Here is a 24,123-nt window from a genome sequence, read left to right on the forward strand (position 1 = left end):
ATGAAAATGTCACTCTTCCCCGCTGTTATATTCGCTGCCATGTTGCCAGTCACCGCTCTCGCCAGCTTGGCGACCGATCAAGCCTTCAAGGACATTCACGAGCCGCTGGCAGCCGAGGCATCCACCAAGGATCACGCCATCGAACAGCCGCAAATACTCAGCAGCCTGGGCCAAAGCGATGGCGTGGCACAAACCTTCTACAACATCGCACTCGAAACGCAGCATGTCACCGACCTGCCCGTCAGCGACGAAAAGGCACCGGTAGCATCCAAGCCGCTCGATTGGTAATTACCGCTTAACACCGGCAATACCCATGACCAACGCCGCCTTTTCGAGGCGGCGTTTTTCGGTGCATGGCAAACATCATTGACGGTGATAACCATCTTCGCTGCGTTCGATTCGTCGACGCTAATGCCATGCCGCAAACTGCGCGAAGTCTACCGTTACCGGCGAGAATACTCATGAAAAAGCCACTGCCCACGTTACGAAGCACGCTATTGACTTTCTCCTTCCTGCTGGCATTTTCAATACCCCTTGCCCAGGCACAACAGGCATCGTCGCCCGCCGTCGAGGTCGGTGTGGCCCAGGTAGTGCAGCACAAGATAACCGAATGGGATGAATTCACCGGGCGCCTCGAAGCACCGGAAAGCGTGGAAATTCGTCCACGCGTTTCCGGTTTCATCGACACGGTGAACTTCGACGCCGGATCGACGGTGCAAAAGGGTGACGTGTTGTTCGAGATCGACCCTAGGCCCTTTGAAGTGGAGGTGCGCCGACTGGAAGCCGAGTTCGAGCAGGCACAAGCCAATCTCGAGCGCGCGGCCAACGAGGCCCGTCGCGGCGAGCGGCTCAAGGCCAGCAATGCCATTTCCACGGAGCGCGCCGAGGCGCGCATCAGCGAGGCGCAACAGGCGCGCGCGCAGGTCGCCGCCATTGGCGCCGAACTCGACGCCGCACGACTCGAACTCAGCTTTACCCAGGTCAGGGCGCCGATTGACGGCCATATCGGGCGCGCCGAGGTGACCGCCGGCAACCTGGTCGGCGCCGGGCAGACCCTGCTCACCACGCTGGTCTCGACGGATCGTGTCTACGCCTATTTCAACCTCGACGAGCGTACCTATCTCGAATACCAGGCGCTGATCCAGCAAGGCGAGCGCGGCCAGGCCAGCCCGGTCTATCTCGGCCTGGCCGGCGAACCAGGGTATCCGCACCTGGGACACATCGACTTCATCGACAACCAGGTCGATCCGATGACCGGCACCATTCGCGGGCGCGCAGTGTTCGACAACGACGCGGGACTCTTTACCCCCGGCCTGTTCGCGCGCCTCAAGCTGGTCGGCAGCGCGCGTTACGACGCCGTGCTGATTCAGGAAACCGCCGTGGGTACCGACCTGGATCACAAGTTCGTACTGGTGCTCGACGATCAGCAAAAGGTGTCTTATCGCCAGGTCGAATTGGGACCGAAAGTCGCCGGCTTGCGCATCGTGCGTGACGGCCTGGCCCCGGGTGATCGCATCGTCGTCAATGGTCTGCAACGCGTGCGTTCCGGCATGACGGTCAGCCCCGAGATCGTGCCCATGGCCAACGCAGCAACCCTCGCCCGACTGGAACGCCAGCAGCAGCGAGTCGAAGCCGCCCTGGCGGCCTCCCGGGTGCTGAATGACAACGACCGCCTTACCGCCAGCGCGACGCCTCGCTAGCCGTCGTCCCGGGTGAGTCTTTCAAGGGAATAAAAAATGAATTTCTCGCAATTCTTCATTCAGCGACCGATCTTCGCCGCCGTACTGTCGTTGCTGATTTTGATTGGTGGCGCCATTTCGCTGTTCAAGCTGCCGATCAGCGAATATCCCGAGGTGGTACCGCCGACCGTGGTGGTGAATGCAACCTATCCCGGCGCCAACCCGAAAGTGATCGGCGCAACCGTGGCCACGCCGCTGGAGCAGGCGATCAACGGCGTGGAGAACATGCTTTACATGTCCTCCCAGGCCACCGCCGACGGCAAGCTGACGCTGACCGTTACCTTCGCACTCGGCACCGATCTGGATACTGCCCAGGTGCAGGTACAGAACCGCGTCGCCCGCGCGCTGCCGAAACTCCCCGAGGAAGTGCAGCGCCTGGGTGTCACCGCGATCAAGGCGTCGCCCAATCTGACCATGGTCGTGCACCTGACCTCGCCGGACAACCGCTACGACATGCTTTATCTGTCCAACTACGCGACGCTCAACATCAAGGATGAGTTGGCGCGGTTGGAAGGCGTCGGCGACGTGCAACTGTTCGGCGCCGGCGATTACGCCCTGCGCGTGTGGTTGAACCCCAATCAGGTCGCCTCGCGCAACCTGACCGCCACCGACGTGGTCAATGCCATTCGCGAGCAAAATCGCCAGGTAGCCGCCGGCGCGCTGGGTGCACCGCCCGCCCCCAACGCCACCAGCTTTCAACTGTCGATCAATACCCAGGGCCGGCTGGTCAGCGAGGAGGAGTTCGAGAACATCATCGTGCGCGCCGGCCCCGGTGGCGAGATCGTGCGCCTGAAGGACATCGCGCGCATCGAACTCGGTGCCAGCCAGTACGCCCTGCGTTCGCTGCTCGACAATAAGCCGGCGGTGGCCATTCCGATCTTCCAGCGCCCCGGTTCGAACGCCCTCGAACTCTCCGATGCCGTGCGCGAGCGCATGGCCGAGCTGAAACAGGTCTTCCCCGAGGGCATCGACTACACCATCGTCTACGACCCGACGATTTTCGTGCGCGGCTCCATCGAGGCGGTGGTGCATACCCTGCTCGAAGCCATCCTTCTGGTGGTATTGGTGGTGGTGCTGTTCTTGCAGACCTGGCGCGCCTCGATCATTCCGCTCGCCGCGGTACCGGTATCGCTGATCGGCACCTTCGCGGTGATGCATATGCTCGGCTTCTCGCTCAATGCCTTGTCGCTGTTCGGGCTGGTGCTGGCCATCGGCATCGTGGTCGACGATGCCATCGTGGTGGTGGAAAACGTCGAGCGCAATATCGCCCTTGGCCTGACGCCGGTGGAAGCCACCAAGCGCGCCATGCGCGAAGTGACCGGGCCGATCGTCGCAACGGCGCTGGTGCTGTGCGCGGTGTTCATTCCCACCGCGTTCATCTCGGGGCTGACCGGGCAGTTCTATCGCCAGTTCGCGCTGACCATCGCCATCTCCACGGTGATCTCGGCATTCAACTCGCTGACCCTGTCGCCGGCCCTGGCGGCCACCTTGCTGAAAAGCCATGACGCGCCCAAGGATGGCTTTTCGCGGTTGCTCGACCGGCTGTTCGGCGGCTGGCTGTTCCGTCCGTTTAATCGCTTCTTCCAGCGTGCCAGCCACGGCTATGTAGGTACGGTAAGGCGCATACTGCGCGGCAGCAGCATCGCCGTGCTGGTGTATATCGGCCTGATCGGCCTGACCTGGATGGGCTTCGCGAATACGCCGAGCGGTTTCGTGCCGCAACAGGACAAGCAGTACCTGGTGTCGTTCGCGCAACTGCCCGACGCGGCGACGCTCGATCGCACCGAGGCGGTGATTCGCGAGATGTCGGAGAAGGCGCTGGAATACCCCGGCGTCGAGAGCACGGTGGCGTTTCCCGGGCTGTCGATCAACGGCTTCACCAATAGCCCCAACAGCGGGATCATCTTCGTCACCCTCGATCCGTTCGATGAACGTCAGGATCCGAGCCTGTCGGCCAATGCCATCGCCGGCGCGCTGAACCAGGAATTCGCCAGCATCAAGGAAGCCTTCGTGGCGATTTTCCCGCCACCACCGGTGATGGGGCTGGGCACCATCGGCGGCTTCCGCCTGCAGATCGAGGACCGCGCCAACCTGGGCTACGAGGAACTCTATCGCCAGACCCAGAACATCATCGCCAAGAGCCGGCAGGTGCCGGAGCTGGCCGGTCTGTTCTCGAGCTTCACGGTCAACGTGCCGCAGATCGACGCCGACATCGATCGCGAGAAGGCCAAGATGCACGGCGTAGCCATCGACGACATCTTCCAAACCATGCAGATCTACCTCGGCTCGCTGTATGTCAACGATTTCAATCGCTTCGGTCGCACCTACCAGGTGATCGCCCAGGCCGACCAGCAGTTCCGCCTCGAGCCCGAGCAGATCGGCCAGCTCAAGGTGCGAAACGCCAGCGGCGAGATGGTGCCACTGGCCTCGTTCGTCGACGTACAACGCGCCTCCGGCCCCGACCGCGTGATGCACTATAACGGCTTTCTGACCGCCGAGATCAACGGCGGCCCGGCACCCGGTTACAGCTCGGGCCAGGCCGAGGCGGCGATGGCCAAGCTGCTCGAGGAAGAACTGCCCAACGGCATGACCTACGAATGGACCGACCTGACCTATCAGCAGATCCTCGCCGGCAACACCGCGCTGTTCGTGTTCCCGCTGTGCGTGTTACTGGCCTTTCTGGTGCTAGCCGCGCAATACGAGAGCTGGAGCCTGCCGCTGGCGGTGATCCTGATCGTGCCGATGACGCTGCTCTCGGCGATCACCGGGGTGATCATCTCGGGTGGCGACAACAACATCTTCACCCAGATCGGGCTCATCGTGCTGGTCGGGTTGGCGTGCAAGAACGCGATCCTGATCGTCGAGTTCGCCAAGGATAAACAGCAGGAAGGCATGGATCGCATCGCTGCGGTGCTCGAGGCCTGCCGGTTGCGTCTGCGACCGATCCTGATGACGTCGTTCGCTTTCATCATGGGCGTGGTGCCACTGGTGCTCTCGACCGGCGCCGGCGCCGAGATGCGCCAGGCCATGGGTGTGGCGGTGTTCTCGGGCATGCTCGGCGTGACCTTCTTCGGGCTGCTGCTGACCCCGGTGTTCTACGTGCTGATCCGGGCCTTCGTCGAGAAGCGCCAGGCCAGGCGCGAGCGTCGACTCGAGCAGTTGCCGGAGGCCAACGCATGAAGCTGCTTGTCATCGCCCTGCTCTCTTTGCTGCTCTCGGCCTGCGTCGTCGGCCCCGACTATCGGGCTCCGGCGTCCCAGCCCGCCGACTTCGAGGCCGCGCTATCGACACGGGAAACCCAGAACGACTACGACCTCGGTCATTTCGAGGCCGCCTGGTGGCGCCAGTTCGAGGACCCGGTGCTGAATCGCCTGGTGCAAACGGCGCTCGAGGAGAACCGCGAATTGCGCGTCGCCTACGCCCGTCTGCGTGCGGCGCGGGCGATTCGCGACGATGCCGCCAACGATAGGCTGCCGACGGTCACCAGCCGCGCCAGCGGTGAGTTCGGCAAGGGCCAGCAGCCCGGCTTCGGCGAGCAACGTGTCGATAGCGAGCGCTACGACCTGGGTCTCGACATGGCTTGGGAGCTCGACCTGTTCGGGCGCATACAACGCCGGATCGAAGCGAGCGATGCCGAGATCGGCGCTGCGCGGGCCGAGCTGCAGCATCTGCAAGTCAGTCTGATCGCCGAACTGGTCGATGCCTATGGCGCCCTACGCGGCACGCAACTGCGCCAGCGCATCGCCCGCGACAACCTGGCCAATCAGCAAGCGTCTCGCGAACTCACGGTCGTGCTGCGCGAGGCCGGCATCGGCAGTCAGCTCGATGTACTGCGCGCCGACGCACGCCTGGCCGCGACCGAGGCAACCTTGCCGCAATTGCAGGCCGAGGAGGTGCGCACGCGCAACCGCATCGCCACCCTGCTCGGCCAACGTGCCGATACGTTCGCGATCGATCTTGCCCCGCGCGAGTTACCGGCGATCGCCAAGGCCCTGCCGATCGGCGATCCCGCCGAGCTGCTCAGGCGCCGCCCGGACATCCGTGCCGCGGAGCGCCGGCTGGCCGCCGCCACGGCGAATGTCGGTGTCGTCACCGCCGACCTGTTTCCACGGGTGAGTGTTTCGGGGTTCCTCGGCTTCATCGCCGGGCGTGGCTCGCAGATCGGCTCCTCAGCGGCGCGCGCCTGGAGTGTGGCACCGAGTATCAACTGGGCCGCATTCGATCTGGGTAGCGTGCGCGCGCGACTGCGCGGCGCCGAGGCCAACGCAGACGCCGCACTCGCCAACTATGAGCAGCAGGTCTTGCTGGCGCTGGAAGAAACCGCCAATGCCTTCAGCGATTACGCCAAGGTACAGCAACGCCTGTTGGCGCTGATCCGTCAGGCCGAGGCCAGCCGCGCGGCCGCCGAGCAAGCCGAGATTCGTTACCGCGAAGGCACCGTGGATTATCTGGTGCTGCTCGACGCCGAACGCGAGCGCCTGGCCGCCGAGGACGCGCAGGCCCAAGCCGAGATCGCTCTGTATCGCGGCATCGTCGCCATCTACAAGGCGCTCGGCGGTGGCTGGTCGGTCCAGCCAAGCTAGGCCCGACCAACCCGATGGCAAAGGGCGGCTTGCGTCGAAACACGCAAGCCGCCCTTCTTCATGATGAGAGGGAGGAAACGAACGCTCAGAAGCCCTTGGCGAAACCGCGCGGGCGCGCCGGCTGCGGCCGCTCGCACTTGAGGAACTGACCGTAGCCCGCCTGCCCCGTGGGTTCGCCCTGTGCCGAAACCACACTGCCCCGGCATAGCGTCATTACCGGGCTGCCGGTCAACTCGAGGCCCTCGTAGGGGGTGTAGTCGACATCGTGATGCAGGTCGACGTTGCGGACGGTGCTCTTGCGCGCGGCGTCCCACAGCACCAGGTCGGCATCGGAGCCGATGGCGATGGTGCCCTTGCGCGGGTAGAGCCCGTAGATCTTGGCCGCGTTGGTCGCCGTCAGCGCGACGAAGCGGGTGACGTCGATGCGCTCCTTCACCACCCCTTCGGAGAACAGGATCGGCAGGCGCGTCTCGAGCCCGGGAATGCCGTTGGGAATATGGTGGAACGCCGCCTTGTCGCCGTGCAGTTTCTTGCCGCGCGGGTCGTCGAAGCGGAACGGCGCATGGTCGGAGGAGAAAACCTGGAACACGCCGCTCTCCAGCGCCTGCCAGACCGCTTCCTGTGAGGCCTCGTCGCGTGGCGGCGGGCTGCACACGCACTTGGCACCCTCGAAGCCATCCAGTTTCAGGTCTTCGGCGGTCAGCATCAGGTACTGCGGACAGGTCTCGCCGTAGACACGCAGGCCGCGGCTCTGGGCCCAGCGGATCTGCTCGATCGCCTCGCGCCCCGAGACGTGCACGATCAGCATCGGCACATCGATCAGCTCGGCCAGCGAAATCGCCCGATGGGTGGCCTCGCGCTCGCCGATCGCCGAGTGCGACTCGGCATGGTAGTAGGGATCGGTCTTGCCGCAGGACTCGAGCAGCTCGGTCAGGTAGGCGATGCAGTCGGCGTTCTCGGCGTGGATCATGACCATCGCCCCCTCGCGCCGGGCCAGCGCCAGCACGTTGAGGATCTCGCGATCGTTGAGCTTCAGGTCGTCATAGGTCATGTAGATCTTGAACGAGCTGTAGCCCTCGTCGATCAGTGCCGGCAGTTCCTCCTTGAGCACCGTTTCGGTGGGATCGGTGACGATCATGTGGAAGGCGTAGTCGATGAACGCCTTGCCGTCGCTGCGCCGGTGGTAGTCGTCGACCGCGGCGCGCAGCGATTGGCCCTTCTGCTGCGCGGCGAAGGGGATCACGCTGGTGGTGCCGCCGCAGGCCGCCGAGCGCGTGCCGGTATAGAAGTCATCGGCCATCACCGCGCCGTCGCCCATGGGTTGATCGAGATGGCAATGCGCATCGATGCCGCCGGGCATCACCCACAGGCCGTCGGCGTCGACGATTTGCTCGGCATCGGCATCCGCCAGCCCCTGGCCCAGCGCCACGACGGTGCCGTCCTTGATGCCGATGTCGGCGTGGTAGCGGTCGGCCGCGGTGATGACCAGGCCGTTCTTGATGATCAGATCGAACGCTTTCATAGCAAAGTCCCGGTTGTCGTTGTGAAGGCGATTCAGTTGCCGCCCATGGCGTTGGGCAGCCATAGCACCAGTTCCGGCCAGATGATGATCAGCATCACGAATGCCAGCATGATCGCCAGGAACGGCAGACTGCCTAGCATCACGTCGGTGATCGAGCCCTTGCCGCGCACACCCTGCACCACGTAGAGATTCATGCCGATCGGCGGGGTGATCAACGAGATCTCCATCATGATCACCAGGAAGATGCCGAACCACACCGGATCGAAACCGAACTGCACCACCATCGGCACCACGATCGGCACGGTGGCGATCATCATCGACAGCGTCTCGAGAAAGCAGCCCAGCACAAGGTAGAACACCACCAGCGCCAGGATCAGGCCGAGCGGCGTGAGGCCGAGATCGGCGACCCAGTTGGTCAGCGTGAAGGGAATACCGAGGATGCCGACGATGTAGTTCATGAAGAAGGCAGCGACGATGATCAGCAGGATCATCGCCGTGGTCCGCGCCATCGACAGGAAGCACTCGTGGAGCATGGTCAGCGTCAGCTTGCGATTGATCGCGGCCAGCACCAGCGCCGCGACCACGCCCAGGGCGGCGGCTTCGGTGGGCGTGGCCCAGCCGCTGTAGATGCTGCCGATGACGATGGCGAAGACGAACGCCGGCGGCAGCAGGTCGACCAGCGAACGCAGGCGCTGGGCGAGCGGCACGCGCGGCTCCTCGTCGCCGGCCACGCCCGGATGCAGCAGGCTGAAGAGCATGATCGTGAGCATGAAGGCGCCAGCCAGGATCAGTCCGGGCAGAATGCCGGCGATGAACAGCTTGCCGATCGAGGTGTTGGTGATCGCGCCGTAGATGATCATGTTGATGCTTGGCGGAATCAGGATGCCCAGCGTGGCGCCGGCGGCCAACGTACCCACCGCCAGGCGCTCGCTGTAGCCACGCCCCGAGAGCGCCGGCAGCGCCACGGTGCCGATGGTCGCGGCGGTGGCGACCGACGAACCGGACATCGCCGCGAACACGGTCGAGGCGCCGATGTTGGTATGCAGCAGGCCGCCGGGCATGCGGCTCAGCCACACCGACAGCGCACTGTACATGCGCTCGGTGACGCCGCTGCGCAGCAACAGCTCGCCGAGCAGAATGAACAGCGGAATCGCCGTCAGCAGGAAATCGTTGAGCGTGCCCCACAGCGTATCGCCGAAGGAATACAGCAGCGGCAGGCCCAGGTACATCAGGGTACCGATGGCCGCGACGCTGAAGATCGCTACCGCCACGTGCACGCCGATCGCCATCATGCCGAGCAGGATGACAAAGCCGATGAAGACCTCGAATGCGCCGATCATGCGTGGTGACTCCTCTGCGGAACGTCCGTTGCGGCATCGACGTAGTCGTGACGCGCCTCGTCGAGCTCTTCATCGGCAGAGCGTGGATCGAACTCGGTATTGAGCTGGGCGACATTGCCGCCCAGCAGCAGATAGATGGCACGCAGCGCCAGCAGCGTGGCCAGCAAGGCAAATACCGCAAGTCCCGCGACCCACAGCGACTGGGGAATCCACAACGGCGTCTGCAGCGGTGTGCTGGCATGGCTCTGGAATTCCAGGGTCACCAACAACGTATCGGCGCCACGCCATAGCATGAAGCCCGCGAAGCCCGCCAGCAGCACGGAAGCGATGACGTTCAGGGGAGCGCGTAGCGCCGCGGGCAGCTTGGCCAGCAAGACATCCACGCGCGTATGGGCGCGCTGTAGCAGCGCGTAGGCGAAACTGAAGGCGACACCGATGGCCAGGACATAACCGCCGATCTCGTTGGCGCCCTGTATCGAGAAATTGAAGAACTTGCGCGCGATGACCTCGAAAGTGATCAACCCTGCTAGAAATAGCGCGGCATAACCGGCCATCAGCGCGGTGCCGTGAGCCAGCCCATTGGCGGCGCGGTAAGCGTCATTGGCTTTCATCGTATGCGTCTCCGTAACGGGGCGGGAAGCATGGCTCCCCGCCCCCATCGGTTACTGGATGGTGTAGCCTGTCGCTTCGCCGACCGTTTCGTTCCACACCTGGGTGCACTCGGGGTAGACCTGATTGCAGCTCTCGCCCCACGCCGGCAGCACGGCAGTTTCGGTGATGTCTCTCACCAACTGGGAGGAAGAGTCATCGATCTCGACCAGGGTCATGTCATATTCCGTGTGACGCTGGCAGTTCGGCTGACCGGTGCTGCAGGCGATCGCATCGTCGTTGACGTTATAGGCGATATCCCACATCTGCTGCTCCATCTCCTTGAATGCCGCCGTCAGCTCCTGCTGCTGCTGTTCGTTGAGGCGGTTCCAGGCATCCAGGTTCATCATGTGTCCCTGGACGGAGTACGACAGCGGCAGCGGCACCAGATGCGTGGTGACCTCGGGCCATTTGCCGCTATTGGCGGCGGTGGGCGCGGTCACGCCGCAGTCGGCCACGCCGCGTTGCAGCGCCAGATAGACCTCGCTGAACTGCAGCGTCACCGGCGTTGCCCCCAGGCCCTCGACCAGATGCGACATCGACGGGGTGAAGACGCGCACCTTCTTGCCCTTCAGATCGTCCACGCCGGCGATGTCGCCGTTACAGAACAGCATCTGCGGGCCGAACGGCCATAGCGTCATCAGCTTGGCGTTGAAACGCTCCTGCAGCCGCGCATCCATCTTCTCGCGATAGGCCTCGACGACTTCGCGCTGCTGGTCGAGGTTCTGCGCCACACCGGCCAGGTCGACGCCCTCGAAGAACGGATCGTCGCGAGAGGCCATGCCGATCTGCACCGACATCACGTCGAAGGCGCCGGTGCGCAGCATGCGCAGGGCATCGGCCGCCTCGACCCCGATGGCGTCCATGGTGTTGTAGGTGACCTGCATGTCGTCACGGGCACTGAGCTTGCCGAAGAAGGGTCGCTCGACCTGCTCGACGTGGATCTTGTTGCCCGAGAAGTTGCCTACCACGCGCATGAGAACCTCTTCCTGCGCGTAAGACATCGTGCTCAGGATCATGCCGCAGGCGACGGAGGTGGCAAGCGCCGCGCGCTTGAATGTCGTTGTTTTCATATCTCGATATTCCTCTAGCGGTTCCACATTGTTGTTGTCGAATCTTTCCTGCGTGAGCCATCGGCTCGGTGCTACTTTTCACCCCGGTTTCGGCACCGAATCGGTGTCAGTACCGCAAACGCGGATCGGCGAACAGACTGCCCCAGCCGGTGACCCGGGCGGGGTCGATATGGCCCATCTGCAATGTCTTCCACACGGTCACGCTGACCGAGTCGTAGATGGGAATGTCGAGTTCCTTCTCCAGCTCGGCGACGATACCCGCCCCGCGCAGATTGGTGCACAGAATGGTGATCGCATCCGGCCGCGCCTGGGCGACCTCGCGCACCATGTCCGCCAGGGTGTTTTCGTCGTATTCGGAGAAGGAGAAGTTGCCGCGGTCGTTCAGGTGGCGTTCGCTGACCACCTCGTGCCCTGCGGCATCGTAGTTGGCGATGATATTCGCCTGGATGTCGTCGAGGTAGGGCGTCACCAGCCCCAGGCGGCGCACCTCGGTGCGTTCCAGCGCCTCGTTCAGGGCCAGCACGCTGGTGGTGGCCGGCACGCCGGTGGCGTCGACGATGGCATCGCACAGGCGTTGGTCCGCCTCGAACCCCAGCCAACTGGCCGAGGTGCCGTTCCAGGCGATCACATCCATCTGCGCGTCGTTGAGCAGTTGCGCCGCTTCCAGCAGCGGCGCGGGGTCGAACTGCGCCAACGCCTCGTCGCGCATGGAGATTTCCTTGACCGTGAAGCGCTGGAAATGCGCCGTCACGTGCGGCGACAGGCCGTGCAGCAGGGCGCTGGTGTAGGGCTCGAGCACCGTATTGGAGGACGGTGTCAGCATACCGATGAGTGTGCGTTTCATGAGCGGATCGGGATCCTTGTTCTAGTTATCGGTGGCCATGTCCCGGTGCGTAACACATTTACGACTTTCTTGAATCGCACCGGACAGGCATCGGCTGAGCGTCGCTTTTTTGAATTTTGTATTTTGAATGCAATTCAGCTTGATCTAAGATTTGCACATCCACGAGATTTTGCAAGTACACTTTCCGCAGCGTGCCGAAAGGCATAGGTCGGCATTCGCAGCCACAGGAGAAGACCCGCCATGCCAGAGATTTCCAACGAGACCCTCGACGGTGCTCCTATCGATAGCGTTTCCATCGACCGTGCGCAGCGACCACCCCTGCGCCGCCTTTCGCTGTACGAGGCGGTGACCGAACGCCTGAGGGAGATGGTGCTCGAAGGCGAACTCGCGCCGGGCAGCCGTATCTCGGAAAAGCGGCTCTGCGAGATTTTCGACGTTTCGCGCACGCCGCTGCGCGAGGCGCTCAAGGTCCTGGCCAACGAGGGGCTGGTGGAGTTGCTGCCCAACCGCGGCGCCAAGGTCACCGAGGTCACGCTGCGCGAGGTCACCGACCTGTTCGAGGTCATGGTCGTGCTTGAGGGGTTGTCGGGCGAACTGCTGACGGTGCGCGCCTCCGATGCCGACATCGCCGAGCTTCGCGCCATGCACCAGCGCATGATGGAGCACTATCGGCGCCATGAGCGTCCGGAGTATTTCCAGCTCAATCAGGAGGTTCACCGACGGCTCACCGAGATCGCCGGCAACAGCGTCCTGCTCGAACTCGAGGCATCGTTGTCGTTGAAGATCACCCGGGCGCGTTACGTCACCAACATGCAACTGGGACGCTGGGACGAATCGGCCTGCGAGCATGAGCGCATCATCGAAGCGCTCGAGAAGCGCGACCCGAAGGCGCTTTCCCAAGCCATGCGCTTTCACATGCGCAAGACCGGCGATGCCGTGCTCCAGGGCCTGCACCAGGGCTGACGCCCTCACGCCCTCACCCGCCCGACCGCTGACGCCAAATCCTTTGTTACCGCTTCGCCCGCCACGGCGGGCCTCGAGTCTGTCACTCGCCCCTCCGCGCCATCGATTGCCGCCTCTCTGTTACCACTTCCTCGCTTTGCGCTGCGGCATCGGCGTTCTGCTTGCTCTCGACACTCAATACAAAACAGTATCTTTATGATTTAATTATAAAAATAAAAAAATCGTATTTTGTATTTTGAATGCTACTACATTCTGACCTACGCTTCTGATGAGTCGCCCAGGCGACCTAGCCAACAACAACACCGCCACTCGAGGAAGCGATACTCATGACAACGACTCGCCATATAACCCGACACTGCACCGCCCTGCTCCTGGCCCTGGGGCTCGGCACGCCCCTGTTGGCCAACGCTGAAACCCTGCGCTTCGGGGGCAACTTCCCCAGCGCACACTCCTCCAGCAAGGCCATGGAAATCTTCAAGGAAGAGCTGGCCGAGCGCACCGACGGCGAGCTGACCGCCCAGTTGTTCCCCAACATGCAGTTGGGCGGCGCGGGCGAGAACGTCGACCAGGTGAAATCCGGTGCCATCATGGGCACCTGGATCGGCGTTTCCTACCTGTCGCGCATCGTTCCGGAACTCGAGGTGCTGAGCATACCGTTCGCCTTCGACAGCCGCGAAGACGCCTTCGCCCTGATCGACGGCAAGATCGGCGACATGCTCGGCGAGAAGCTCGCCGCGGCCGGCTTCGTTCCCCTGGGCTACATGGAACTGGGCTTCCGCCACGTGACCAACAGCGTGCGCCCCATCGAGACGATCGAGGATTTCGAGGGGCTCAAGATCCGTCTGCAGCCCAACCAGACCCATATCGATACCTTCCGCGCACTGGGTGCCAATCCGGTGTCGATGGACATCAAGGAAGTCTACGGCGCCCTGCAGCAAGGGGTACTGGACGGCCAGGAGAATCCCTACAGCATCATCGAAACCAACAATTTCAATGAAGTGCAGGAATATCTGTCGGATACCGGCCACTTCTACGAATTCATCGTCGTTGTCGCCAACAAGAACAAATTCGACAGCCTGAGCGACGAACAGCAGCAAGCCGTGCGTGACGCCATGGCCGAGGCCGTGGCCTGGCAGCGCGACAAGGCCGCCCAGGAGGATGAAGCCGCGCGCCAGGCATTGATCGAGAGCGGCATGCAGTTCACTGAGATCAGCGACGAGACCCGGGCGCAATTGCGCGCGGCGACCGAGGGTGTGGTCGACGACCTGCGCGAGAAGCTCGGCGCTGATCTGGTCGATCGGGTACTCGCGGAGTTCGAGTCATGACACCCGTCTGGCACCGGCTGGAGGCATACGCCTCCAGCCCGTTCAAGCGCCACTTTCTGCACGGCCTGGCACTGCTCGATCGCAGCTCGTATTACGCCATCATCGTGGCGATGGGTATGATGACGCTACTGGTCTCGGTCCAGGTATTCGCCCGCTACGTGCTGGCATACTCGATCGACTCCGCCACCGAGCTCTCACGCCTGTTCTTCGTCTGGTCGATCTTCCTGGCCATCCCGCATGGCATCAAATGCGGCATCCACGTCGGCATCGACGCGCTCGTCGGGCTGCTGCCCGAAGGTGCGCAACGCCAGCTGGCGCGCCTGATGGCGCTGCTCGCCGCGCTATTGATGGTCGCGCTGTTCTGGCTCGGACTGGGCGCGGTGATCAATAACTGGCAGCAGTTGATGCCGACCATTCCGGTCACCTCCGCCGTGTTCTATATCGCCGTGCTGGTCTGCGCCGGCCACAGTTGCCTGCATCTGATCGCCCAGGTCCTACAGGTCGAGCCACTGCCCAGCGCCCCCGCGGCCAGCGAAGAGGGGGAAACCTCATGACCCTGACCATCATTGTCACGTTTCTGGTCCTCGCGCTGCTGCGCATGCCACTGGCCTTCGCCCTGGGCCTGGCATCGCTGGTCGGCCTGTTCATCGGCGACATGAGCCTTTCGGTGTTGCCGCAGCGCATGATGCACTCGGTCGACAGCTTTCCGCTGATGGCGATTCCGCTGTTCATGCTGGCCGGTGAGCTGATGGTCGCTGGTGGGGTGCTGCAACGGCTGGTGGATTTCGCCAACTCGCTGATCGGTCGTGTGCATGGCGGCCTGGCACACGTCGCAATCGTCGCCGGCATGGTGTTGGCGGCAGTCAGCGGTGCCGCCGTGGCCAGCGCCAGCGCACTGGGCAGCGCCATGGTGCCGTCGATGCGCCAGCAGTACGATACCGGCTACTCCAGCGCGGTCATCGCCTCAGCGGCGAATCTCGGTGCGATCATCCCACCCAGCAACGCGATGATCGTCTATGCGCTGATGGCCGGCTCCAGCGTGTCCGTGGGCGGGCTGTTCATGGCCGGCGTGGTGCCCGGCATCCTGCTCGCCCTCGGCTTCATGGGCCTGGCCACCTTCATCTCGCTGCGGCGGCGCTATCCGCTGGTCGGTGGCGCCTTGGGGCTCAAGCACGTGCTGATCCAGACCTGGCGCGCCCTGCCGATCCTGCTGATGCCGGTGGTGGTGGTCGGTGGTATCGTCGTCGGTGCCTTCACGCCCACCGAGGGCGCGGCTATCGCCGTGGTCTACTCGCTGCTGGTCGGCTTCTTCGTCACCCGTCAGTTGCGCCTGTCGGATCTGCCCAAGGCGATGTTCAACGCCGCTGTCACCGCCGCCATGGTCGGCGCGCTGATCGCCTTCGCCTCAACCATGACCTTCGCCTTCACCATCGACCTGGTGCCGATCCTGCTCGCCGACTGGCTGAAGAGCGTGACCGCCGACCCGCAGGTGTTCCTGCTGCTGGTCATGGCGCTGCTGATTCTGGTCGGGATGTTCATCGAATCCAACGCCGCCTACATCATGTTGGTACCGCTGCTAGCGCCGATCGCCCTTTCCTACGGTCTCGATCCGCTGCTGTTCGGCTTCCTGTTCGTGATGAACCTGGTGGTGGGCATGATGACACCGCCGGTGGGCGTGCTGCTGTTCGTGATGTGCGGCATCTCGAAGATCAGTCTCAACGAGCTGATGAAGAGCGCCTGGCCGTTCATCGTCTTCCAGTACGCGATCCTGGCGCTGTGCATCCTGTTTCCCTCCATCGTGACCTGGCTGCCGAGAATGCTCGGCTACTGAGCGGAACGTACGACGATCGCCTCTTGCCTCTACCGTCCGCACTTGACGGTGGTGGAGGCTTTTATCCCAATTCGACACAAGAGCACGCCATGAAACTGCTGGTGATCAACCCCAATATCTCCCAGGACGTGACCCGCCTGATCGGGACCGAGGCAAGCCGCAGCATTCGCCCCGGGACCGAACTGACTCTCGCCACCGCGCCCTTCGGCGTGGCCTATATCGAAACCCGCGCCGAGGCCCTGATCGGTGGCTACGCCACCCTGCAGGTCGCCGCCGAGCAGTACCGGCAGCACGATGCCATCGTCGTCGCCGCCTTCGGCGACCCCGGGCTCGCCGCGCTGCGCGAGGTGCTGCCCATTCCCGTCGTCGGCATGACCGAGGCCGCCCTGGTCAGCGCCTGCATGCAGGGCGGCCGCTTCTCGGTCATCGCCATCTCCCAGCGCATCCAGGCCTGGTACCGGGAGTGCATCGCCGAGCATGGTCTGGCCGGTCGTCTGGCCAGCATCCGCGCGCTGGACGAACCGCTGCAACATATCGGCCGCGTGCAGGAGAACCAGGGCGACCGGCTGATCGAGCTGAGCCGCCAGGCAGTCGAGCACGACGGTGCCGATACGCTGATTCTGGCCGGTGCCCCACTGGCCGGGTTGGCCCGCGACGTCGGCCACCGTCTGTCGGTACCGGTACTCGATGGCGTCACCTGCGCCGTGACCCAGGCCCAGGCCATGGTCGACATGAGCCCCGCCACCCCGAGCGCCGGCAGCTACGCGCCGCCGCCGACCAAGGGCTGCCATGGCCTGACCCCGGCACTGGCGGAACTGGTCGGGCGTCAGCCGGTGGCGTGACTGCTCGGAACCCCGGATATCGGCTTCCCATCGCGCAAAAACCGGAAAGTCGTATCACCGAAGAGGACATAACATGAACAAGAGACTCGATGCCCACGGATCGGCCGGCAGCCCCTACCGGCACATCATGGGCCGCCTCACTCATCGCCATATCAAGCCCTTCCTACTCATGGGCGCCCTTCTCACGCTACCTTTCAACGGCGTTCTCGCTGCCGACGCCCAAGAAGAGCAGACCCGGCATGGCGGCCTCGTCAGCGCCACGCCGGAAAGCCAGGGTGTCGACTCGCGCCAGCTGGTAGCGCTGTCCCAATGGTTGCGCGAGGAAGACTACGACGTTCGCAGCCTGCTGATCGTCAAGGACAACAAGCTCGTTTTCGAGCGCTACACCCGCAATTTGACCCGGGATCATAACTACGAGCTCTACTCCGTCACCAAGACCATCACCGCACTGCTTGCCGGCATCCTGATCGAGGAGGGACGTATCGGCCTCGACGACAGCATCGCCGAGGTCATCGCGGACTATCGTCCGGATCTGGCGGCCAGCGTGGCCGACAAGGACGACATCACCCTGCATCACGTCCTGTCCATGTCATCCGGCCTCGCCTACGATTTCGACCCCGAGGGCGACCCCATCTACTACGGCGCCCCCGATCGCTTGAAGCTGATCGCCGACACCGGCAGACGATTTCCCCCGGGCAGCGAGTTCGAGTACACCGATGTCAATCCCGTCTTCGCGGCGGCCATGCTCAGCGCCGCCGCGGGAATGCCCATCCAGGAATATGCCGAGGAAAAGCTATTCAAGCCCCTGAACATGAAGAATTACGCTTGGGTGCGGGAGGATGAAAAGGGTCTGGTCTCCGCCGGTTGGGGCCTGCGCCTGCGTCCGATCGACATGGCCAAGCTGGGTGTGCTGATCATGCAAAAGGGCGAATGGCAGGGCGAGCAGATCGTTCCAAGCGAGTGGATCGAGCGGATGTCGACGCCACAGGCCGCTCGCGACTTCGGCTATTATCTATGGCTCAACCATATCGTCGATACCGAAAAGAGCCTGACCATGATGGGCTTCAAGGGGCAGTTCGTCACCACGCTCCCGGAGCGCGACACGGTCGTCGTCATGACCAGCCTGCTGCCGATCGAGGGTGGGCTGAGACACGCCAAGAACGTGCGCATCTTCCGCAATATCGTCAACGACTATGTCATTCCGGCGACGGCCGAGGATGCCGAGACGTCGGCGAACGACGCCACGCGCGACGCGTTGCGCGAGGAACTCGAACGCAGCCGGAACAGTCGCAGCGAACCGGGTGTGTTCGTCGATCCCACCGATGAACCGAGGCTCTAGGACGCCGTAAACCACGCCATAGGGCCCAGGCGTTCAACTTCCCCGCGCCTGGGCCTTATACTGCCTCATCGTCGGTCATCAAGAGACAGGGAACCCAGGCTATGACAACGGATGGCCCCACAGCGCGGCGCCGAGAGAGCGATGACGAACCCCGCGTCCCAAGGCGACGCATCCGCACGCCCTCCCTGGCGGAAGATGCCTACCGAACCCTGCACCATATGATCGTGTTCGGCCAACTCGCCCCCGGCGAGCGGCTGATCGAGCCCGAACTGTGCGAGGCGTTGGGCATCTCTCGCACGCCGCTGCGCGAGGCCCTCAAGCTGCTCGCCGCAGAGGGGCTCGTCGCCACGCGACGCAACCGCAACGCCATGGTCACCCTGTTCGACGCCCGCGAACTCGAGCACCTGTTCGAGGTCGAGGCCGGCATCGAGAGCTTCGCCATCGCGCTGGCCGCCCAGCGCATGACCAACACCGAACTCAAGCGTGTCGAGGCGCTGCAGGTACGCATGGAGAAGCTGCACGGCTCCGGCGATCTGGACACCTATTTCGAATTGAATCAGCGCGTGCACGCCATGATCGTGGCCGGCGCGCGGAACCCGGTGCTCGAGGAGACCCATCGCCGCCTGATCGGGCGCCTGGAGCGGGCCCGCTACGCCGCGCTGGGGAAATCCGGACGCTGGCGGGAGTCGGCGCACGAGCACCGCGAGATTCTCGAGGCACTCAAGGCCCGCGACGGGCAGCGCGCCCAGCAACTGCTCCTCGCCCACGTCCAGCACACCGGCGAGGTGATCGCCGCGATCTGCGACCGGCCGGCGAAACGCTGAAAGGCTCGAACCGATTCGCCACCACTCCAGCGCCGTCAAGCCAGCGTGAGATGGTTATCCCAATGCAGGGAGTAACTGGCAAGGCGCTGGATGCCATCTCCGGACCCGGGTATCTCAAACAAGCCACCCCCACCGGTGGAGACGATAAACCCACCCGCGCCATCGCTGATGACACCGGCGCCATCGCTCACTTCCGGCGCCTTGACCAGGCGATTCTCTGCGTAGTCATAGATGATCACCCGGTTGGCGCGCGGTGCGGTTATCGCGAACTGCGGTAGCGTTGGGCTGATCGCAACACTGGCCGTGTAGTTGCGCAGGCTTGTTTGCAACGCCTCGGGCAGGCTGATTTCCCGGAACTCGCGCGTCCGGCCATCGAGTACCGCGATCAATGGCGGGCTTTTCCACGCGGGCCCCTGAAACTGATAACCGGCAACGACAACGCCATCGGCACCGATATCTAGGTGACGGCAACTGAGCTGGTGGTGCGAGGGAGCGAAGCGTCCGGTGATCTCTCCGCTGTGCCGATCCATCAGCAACAGCGCGGGTCGCATGGTATCCAGATTGAGCTTGATACGATCCAGGTCCGGATGGGTCTTGATGCCACCCAGACCGATCACCAGGGTATTGCCATCCGGATGCAGGCGCAGCTCATGCGGGCCGATGCCGCCTAACGGATGGCGGGCAACTCGGGCGTATTGGCGATCGGCGTCGAAGACCGAAATCAGCCCTTCACCATCGATGTAGTGATTGGTCGTCACGTACAGAAAACGCCCATCCGGGCTGAACGCGCCATGGCCGTAAAAGTGGTGATCCTCGCCGGCGCCGACGGTTCGCTGTATCTCTCCTTTGGCGACATCGACCACATAGAAGTGATAACCCGGGCGACGCGGAAACATCACCACCTCGGCGCTGCCCGGTCTAGGGCAACCGCCATGGCAGCGCTCCGGCACCGGCATGCGGAACAACAACTCGCCACTGACGTTGGCCCCGGCGATAAAATGCCGACCCGCGTCGTCATCGACCGCGCTTAGCATCATGCCAGCAACGTTCTCGCCACGTGCCCAGGCGGCACCGGCACCAAAAGTCACGCCTGCGGCCAGCGTGACGCAGGCGCCTGCCGCCGTCAGGCTGCCGTGCAAAAAATCTCGACGACTGAGCACGATCAATCTCCATCGCTTGAATTGAAGCCCGTCACGACGCCCAGCGCCGCGGCGATACGCCCGTTGATCAATTGCTTCAACTGGCTGGCCTCGATAAACAGCGACTGCAGGTCGGCATAGCCTTCCTGCGTCTCGAGCATCTCTCCCAGACTCCGCTCGCGCTTCTCGAGGGCTTGGATCTCCGCGAGGGTACTGGCGAGTTGCTCGTCCAACGGCGCGATCAGCTCGTCGAGGCCGCGCTCGGCCAGCAACGCACGCAGACCCGGCGCAAAGTAGCGCTTCATCCCCTCGATGGAGGCACGTAGGGTGCCAAGCGACACCCCACTGCGCCAGGCGTCGGCGGCGTAAGGGTTGACCTGCGGGGTGCCACGCAATCCCAGCGGGCTAGCCAGGCGCCGATCGACCAAGATTTCCAGGCCCGTCATGGCAGCATGGATGGTGGTATCGGTGAGGGTGTCGGTCGTCTTGTAGAAGGTGGCGAAGGCCTGCCATTCCTGGTTGACCTCCGTCGCCTCTTGGGCAAGGTGCCCCGCTATCGCCGTCAGCAAGGCACAGGCCTGTGCGTCGGATGGCTTGATGCCGCGACCGGCCAGGGACGCGTCGAAGAGCAGGTACTCCAGCGCCGGGAAACCCTGCACGGCGATACTGCCGCCGGCAATCGCTTCGCTGGTGGCGGTGCGCCCGTCACTTAGCCAGTAGTCGGCCTTGCGCGCGACAAGATTCTTACTGTCAGGCCAGAACTGGAACTGCCAGGCGCGGCTGTCGAGATCGATGGGCCCGAAATCGACGAAGCGCACCCGCTGCCAATCGAAGAAGGCATCGCGCCAGTCTCCCTTGAGTTCATCGAGAGCCGATGCCGATGGTGCATCGCAGAAACGTTGCGTCGCTTGATCCAGCGCCCGGGTCGATTCCAGCAGCCGCTCGTAACCCGTAGCGATATCCGCATGCCAGATCGCGCGCGGCGCCGTATCGGTAGCGCTACCAGTAGCGGCGGCCATGGCGGCGCCAGCGGCCAACAACCCCAGAGCGCCCGTCAGCAGCAGTCGGGCAAAAGAACAGGGCGCTCTCGATGCAAACGAAACGGATCTGAAAATAGCCGGCCTGATCATGCGATAGGTTCCGTTCAAAGTGAGTTAAGGAAACGGATCAGCGCCTCCCTGGCGGTTTTGTCGAGCGCCTTGTAGCGCTCGCGTGTGGCCCGTGCCTCGCCACCATGCCAGAGGATGGCTTCCTCGAGGGTGCGTGCGCGGCCATCGTGCAGGAACCCCGCCAGCGAGTTGACCCGCTGGGCCAGGCCGATGCCCCACAATGGCGGGGTGCGCCACTCACGGCCATCGGCGAGAAACTCTGGGCGGCCATCGGCGAGACCCGGCCCCATGTCGTGCAGCAATAGATCGGTATACGGCCAGATGACCTGGTTACCGAGTGCCGGACGTCCGGGAACGGCAGCCGTGGTATGACTTGGCGTGTGGCAGGCCGCGCAACCGATGGCGTTGAACGACTTGGCACCAGCCATCACGGCGGGGTCATCGAGATTGCGGCGCTGGGGAACGGCCAGGCTACTGGCGTAAAACGTAATGAAATCGGCGATCTTGTCGCTGACCTCGGGCGCTCCGCCATTGGCAAAGCCATCGCAGCCCTGGCTCGCCGTGCAGTCCGTGGTCGGGGTGAGACTGGACGTCAAGCCCATGTCTCCGGCGAATGCGCCCATGCTCTGCTGTCGGATACTAGGCTCCGAGGCTTTCCAGCCGAAGCGTCCCAACACGGTCTTTTCCGCGGCGCGATCCCATACCCGATTGGGGCGCCCCGAAATGCCGTCGGTATCACTATCGGCGGGATCCGCGCCGGCCATAATTACGGCCTCGGGTATCGCCTGGAGCAGGCCGAGGCCGATCATTGGCGGCGCGACGCGTGGCGAGATCATCAGTTCGTCCGGCAAGGGGCCGTAATTCGGGTTGCCGATAGTGTAAATCGGCTCGCGCAGCTCGACCTGGCTACCGTCGCCAAGCATCACGCTGCGCTTGCGATAGTCCACATCCAGATCGGCCTCCGGCTGCATGCCGGGTATCGCCGCCGTCTGGAGCTGGCTGCCATACACCGGCGCGGGCACGAATCCATGGCGCTTCAGAAGCTCGGCGTCTTGCTTGGAGTCCGCCGGTATCGCCAGGCGCAGAAACAACGAAATGGCTCTGCCATCGGCGCTCGGTGGATGACCGCGACCATCCTTGATATGACAGCCCTGGCAGGAATTGGTATTGAATAGTGGTCCCAGGCCATCGCGCGCGGCGGTACTGGAAGGCGCCTCGACCCAGGGATTGCGAAAGAAGCTGTTGCCGACACTGAAGTCGAGACGCTTCATCATCTCCATGTTACCCAACGGCTCGGAATAGGCGTTGTGATCGAATTGAGCAACCGAGCCCTCGCCACCGGTCATGGCAGTGGTCTGGATGGGAAGAGGCGCTCGAGCAGATTCGGGCGATATTTGAGCAGGTTCGGACGACGCTTGAGCAAGAGTGGCGCTTGAAAAGCTCGCCACGCCCAAGCCCAGCGCAAGCAGTACAAAATGGGTAAAAAATACGCTTTTCATGAAATCACGGGTACCTCGGTACCGATAAATGCGACGAGCCGGCATTTTCAGGGAATTCCTGAAAATGCCGGCTCGTCTTGGATCCCACTATCAATCAGAACGCATGCCCCGCATCGTCAGGCTGCATCGATTCGATACCCAGCTCACGCGCGACCTTCTCGATGGAGCCGGTCTGCTGGACAAGCGCGACAATGCTATCGCTGACGACTTTCGCGCCCTCGGCGTTGCCTGGGGCGATCAGCATGTCAAAGGTCACCGGCTTGGTTTCGGCCTCGGCTTTCTTTTTCATTACGCCCACTGCATTCATGGTCGTCTCGAGCTGAGCCGTCAAAGTGGCATCCAGTTCGGGATTGGCCTCGGCAACCAGACCCGCCAGCGAGGGGCCTTCGACGGTGGAGCCATTTATCCGGGTATAAGTACCCAGATAAACATTCTGAATCCCCTTGGCATCATAGAAGTGCGAATTGTGGGTATTGTCGCTAAAGCAGTCGTGCTCGTCCTCGAAGGAGTTGGCTTCGAGTGCGACCTTCATGCGCTCGCCGGCCAGCTCACCCAGTGACAGCGAGCCCATGCCGAACAGCATTTTCTTGATGACTGCCGAGGGCTGCATGGCCAACAGCTCGGCGCGATAGTTGTCGGCGTCGTCGGGCGACCATTGTGCAACCATCCATTCCAGATCGTTGACCAGCAGATCGGTCGCGGCGTCCAGGTAGGTGGCGCGACGCTCGCAGTTGCCGTGAGTGCAGTTGTCGTTCTGGGCGTAATCGGTCACCGGACGCTCGCCGGCGCCCGGCTCGAAGCCGTGCAGGTCCTGGCCCCAGAGCAGAAACTCGATGGCGTGGTAGCCCGTCGCCACGTTGGCCTCGGAGCCGCCGATTTCGTTCAGGCTGGCTAGCAACTCGGGCGTTAGCGTGCTGACATCGATGCTCTCGCCACCGATATTGATCGTCTGGCTAGCGATGATGTTGGCCTTTGCGCCGGCATTGCCGAGCGCATAGTGATAATCGCCGGTATCGACGTAATCGATCAGCCCCTCGTCCAGCGGCCAGGCGTTCAACTGCCCTTCCCAGTTATCGACGATGGCATTACCGAAGCGCAGAACCTCGGTCTGCATGTACGGCACACGGGCCGCCAACCAGGCTTGCTTCGCCGCCTTCAGCGTTTCCTCGGAAGGCGCCTTTATCAGCGCATCGGTCGCCGCATCAAGTGCCTTGGCGGCAGTCAACGCATCCTGGAAAGTCGCGAATGCCAGATCGGTATAATTTTTCACGACTGCGGCCTGCGTCACTGCCTGCTTGGAGGTCTGATCGGCGGTGGAGTCGCTGTGGGCAGTCAAGGAGAGCGTTGCGGCGGCGGACGCGGCAATAACGACGGCGATTGGCCGCAAGGAAAAGCGAGAGACCGGCATGGAAGTAACCTGGTAGGTTTAGTTTTTGGAATATGATCACAAACAATACTGATTAGTATTTGCAATCATAAATCATTTCCTACCGATTGCAACTT

At 63.1% G+C, this 24,123-nt stretch carries 20 protein-coding genes; 11 read left to right on the forward strand and 9 right to left on the reverse strand.

Translation table 11 applies throughout. From position 1 onward, the window contains the following. The 4 genes from BLR92_RS04245 to BLR92_RS04260 all read left to right on the forward strand — a co-directional run bounded on the left by BLR92_RS04245 (nucleotide 1) and on the right by BLR92_RS04260 (nucleotide 6,322). Nucleotides 1-288, forward strand: coding sequence for a hypothetical protein (locus BLR92_RS04245; protein ID WP_139171566.1), 288 nt, complete (start codon nucleotides 1-3; stop codon nucleotides 286-288). Nucleotides 289-461: 173 nt separating this feature from the next. Beyond that, nucleotides 462-1,700, forward strand: coding sequence for an efflux RND transporter periplasmic adaptor subunit (locus BLR92_RS04250; protein ID WP_089725776.1), 1,239 nt, complete (start codon nucleotides 462-464; stop codon nucleotides 1,698-1,700). Between the two features lie 36 nt (nucleotides 1,701-1,736). Continuing rightward, nucleotides 1,737-4,919 carry an efflux RND transporter permease subunit gene (locus BLR92_RS04255; RefSeq protein WP_089725779.1) on the forward strand — a complete coding sequence of 1,061 codons (3,183 nt, stop codon included), beginning with the start codon at nucleotides 1,737-1,739 and terminating at the stop codon, nucleotides 4,917-4,919. Further along, entirely contained in the window at nucleotides 4,916-6,322 is a 1,407-nt protein-coding gene (locus BLR92_RS04260) for an efflux transporter outer membrane subunit (protein WP_089725781.1), read from the forward strand. The genes BLR92_RS04255 and BLR92_RS04260 overlap by 4 nt, the downstream gene beginning before the upstream one ends. 85 nt (nucleotides 6,323-6,407) lie before the next feature. Here BLR92_RS04260 and hydA read toward each other — a convergent pair whose 3' ends face one another. The 5 genes from hydA to BLR92_RS04285 all read right to left on the reverse strand — a co-directional run bounded on the left by hydA (nucleotide 6,408) and on the right by BLR92_RS04285 (nucleotide 11,749). Continuing rightward, the gene (gene hydA / locus BLR92_RS04265) at nucleotides 6,408-7,844 is read right to left on the reverse strand and encodes a dihydropyrimidinase (RefSeq protein WP_089726015.1); all 1,437 of its coding nucleotides are present in this window, start codon (nucleotides 7,842-7,844) and stop codon (nucleotides 6,408-6,410) included. A 32-nt stretch (nucleotides 7,845-7,876) separates the two neighbouring features. After that, a complete protein-coding gene (locus BLR92_RS04270; protein WP_089725783.1) occupies nucleotides 7,877-9,184 on the reverse strand; it encodes a TRAP transporter large permease in 1,308 nt (435 codons plus the stop codon). Continuing rightward, nucleotides 9,181-9,795, reverse strand: coding sequence for a TRAP transporter small permease subunit (locus BLR92_RS04275; protein ID WP_175488708.1), 615 nt, complete (start codon nucleotides 9,793-9,795; stop codon nucleotides 9,181-9,183). The genes BLR92_RS04270 and BLR92_RS04275 overlap by 4 nt, the downstream gene beginning before the upstream one ends. Nucleotides 9,796-9,846: 51 nt before the next feature. Continuing rightward, on the reverse strand, nucleotides 9,847-10,905 hold the full coding sequence (locus BLR92_RS04280) for a TRAP transporter substrate-binding protein (protein WP_217636521.1): 1,059 nt from the start codon (nucleotides 10,903-10,905) through the stop codon (nucleotides 9,847-9,849). Nucleotides 10,906-11,011: 106 nt separating this feature from the next. After that, nucleotides 11,012-11,749, reverse strand: a complete 738-nt coding sequence (locus BLR92_RS04285) for a maleate cis-trans isomerase family protein (RefSeq protein WP_089725787.1) — start codon at nucleotides 11,747-11,749, stop codon at nucleotides 11,012-11,014. A gap of 240 nt (nucleotides 11,750-11,989) precedes the next feature. On the opposite strand from BLR92_RS04285, the gene BLR92_RS04290 reads away from it, so the two are divergent. The 7 genes from BLR92_RS04290 (at nucleotide 11,990) to BLR92_RS04320 (ending at nucleotide 18,873) form a co-directional block, all read left to right on the forward strand. Beyond that, nucleotides 11,990-12,712 carry a GntR family transcriptional regulator gene (locus tag BLR92_RS04290; protein ID WP_089725789.1) on the forward strand — a complete coding sequence of 241 codons (723 nt, stop codon included), beginning with the start codon at nucleotides 11,990-11,992 and terminating at the stop codon, nucleotides 12,710-12,712. A gap of 326 nt (nucleotides 12,713-13,038) precedes the next feature. Beyond that, nucleotides 13,039-14,037, forward strand: coding sequence for a TRAP transporter substrate-binding protein (locus BLR92_RS04295; RefSeq protein ID WP_089725791.1), 999 nt, complete (start codon nucleotides 13,039-13,041; stop codon nucleotides 14,035-14,037). Beyond that, on the forward strand, nucleotides 14,034-14,591 hold the full coding sequence (locus BLR92_RS04300) for a TRAP transporter small permease (RefSeq protein WP_089725793.1): 558 nt from the start codon (nucleotides 14,034-14,036) through the stop codon (nucleotides 14,589-14,591). The genes BLR92_RS04295 and BLR92_RS04300 overlap by 4 nt, the downstream gene beginning before the upstream one ends. After that, entirely contained in the window at nucleotides 14,588-15,868 is a 1,281-nt protein-coding gene (locus BLR92_RS04305) for a TRAP transporter large permease (protein WP_089725795.1), read from the forward strand. Before BLR92_RS04300 ends, BLR92_RS04305 begins: the two co-directional genes overlap by 4 nt. A gap of 89 nt (nucleotides 15,869-15,957) precedes the next feature. Then, nucleotides 15,958-16,710 (forward strand): aspartate/glutamate racemase family protein, encoded by a 753-nt coding sequence (locus BLR92_RS04310; RefSeq protein ID WP_089725797.1) that lies wholly within the window; start codon nucleotides 15,958-15,960, stop codon nucleotides 16,708-16,710. 73 nt (nucleotides 16,711-16,783) lie between these two features. Further along, nucleotides 16,784-18,049 carry a serine hydrolase domain-containing protein gene (locus BLR92_RS04315; RefSeq protein ID WP_217636522.1) on the forward strand — a complete coding sequence of 422 codons (1,266 nt, stop codon included), beginning with the start codon at nucleotides 16,784-16,786 and terminating at the stop codon, nucleotides 18,047-18,049. A gap of 101 nt (nucleotides 18,050-18,150) precedes the next feature. After that, the gene (locus tag BLR92_RS04320) at nucleotides 18,151-18,873 is read left to right on the forward strand and encodes a GntR family transcriptional regulator (protein ID WP_089725799.1); all 723 of its coding nucleotides are present in this window, start codon (nucleotides 18,151-18,153) and stop codon (nucleotides 18,871-18,873) included. A 35-nt stretch (nucleotides 18,874-18,908) separates the two neighbouring features. On the opposite strand, the gene BLR92_RS04325 is transcribed toward BLR92_RS04320, so the two are convergent. The 4 genes from BLR92_RS04325 to BLR92_RS04340 all read right to left on the reverse strand — a co-directional run bounded on the left by BLR92_RS04325 (nucleotide 18,909) and on the right by BLR92_RS04340 (nucleotide 24,028). After that, the gene (locus BLR92_RS04325) at nucleotides 18,909-20,033 is read right to left on the reverse strand and encodes a DUF1513 domain-containing protein (protein WP_089725801.1); all 1,125 of its coding nucleotides are present in this window, start codon (nucleotides 20,031-20,033) and stop codon (nucleotides 18,909-18,911) included. 2 nt (nucleotides 20,034-20,035) lie between these two features. Then, nucleotides 20,036-21,031, reverse strand: a complete 996-nt coding sequence (locus BLR92_RS04330; protein WP_175488709.1) for an imelysin family protein — start codon at nucleotides 21,029-21,031, stop codon at nucleotides 20,036-20,038. A 125-nt stretch (nucleotides 21,032-21,156) separates the two neighbouring features. Then, complete coding sequence (locus tag BLR92_RS04335) at nucleotides 21,157-22,467, reverse strand: di-heme oxidoreductase family protein (RefSeq protein WP_245703998.1); 1,311 nt, start codon at nucleotides 22,465-22,467, stop codon at nucleotides 21,157-21,159. Nucleotides 22,468-22,714: 247 nt separating this feature from the next. Continuing rightward, the gene (locus BLR92_RS04340; protein WP_089725805.1) at nucleotides 22,715-24,028 is read right to left on the reverse strand and encodes an imelysin family protein; all 1,314 of its coding nucleotides are present in this window, start codon (nucleotides 24,026-24,028) and stop codon (nucleotides 22,715-22,717) included. Nucleotides 24,029-24,123: the final 95 nt, after the last annotated feature.

The organism is Modicisalibacter muralis (assembly GCF_900102945.1).
In the GTDB taxonomy this organism is placed as follows: domain Bacteria; phylum Pseudomonadota; class Gammaproteobacteria; order Pseudomonadales; family Halomonadaceae; genus Modicisalibacter; species Modicisalibacter muralis.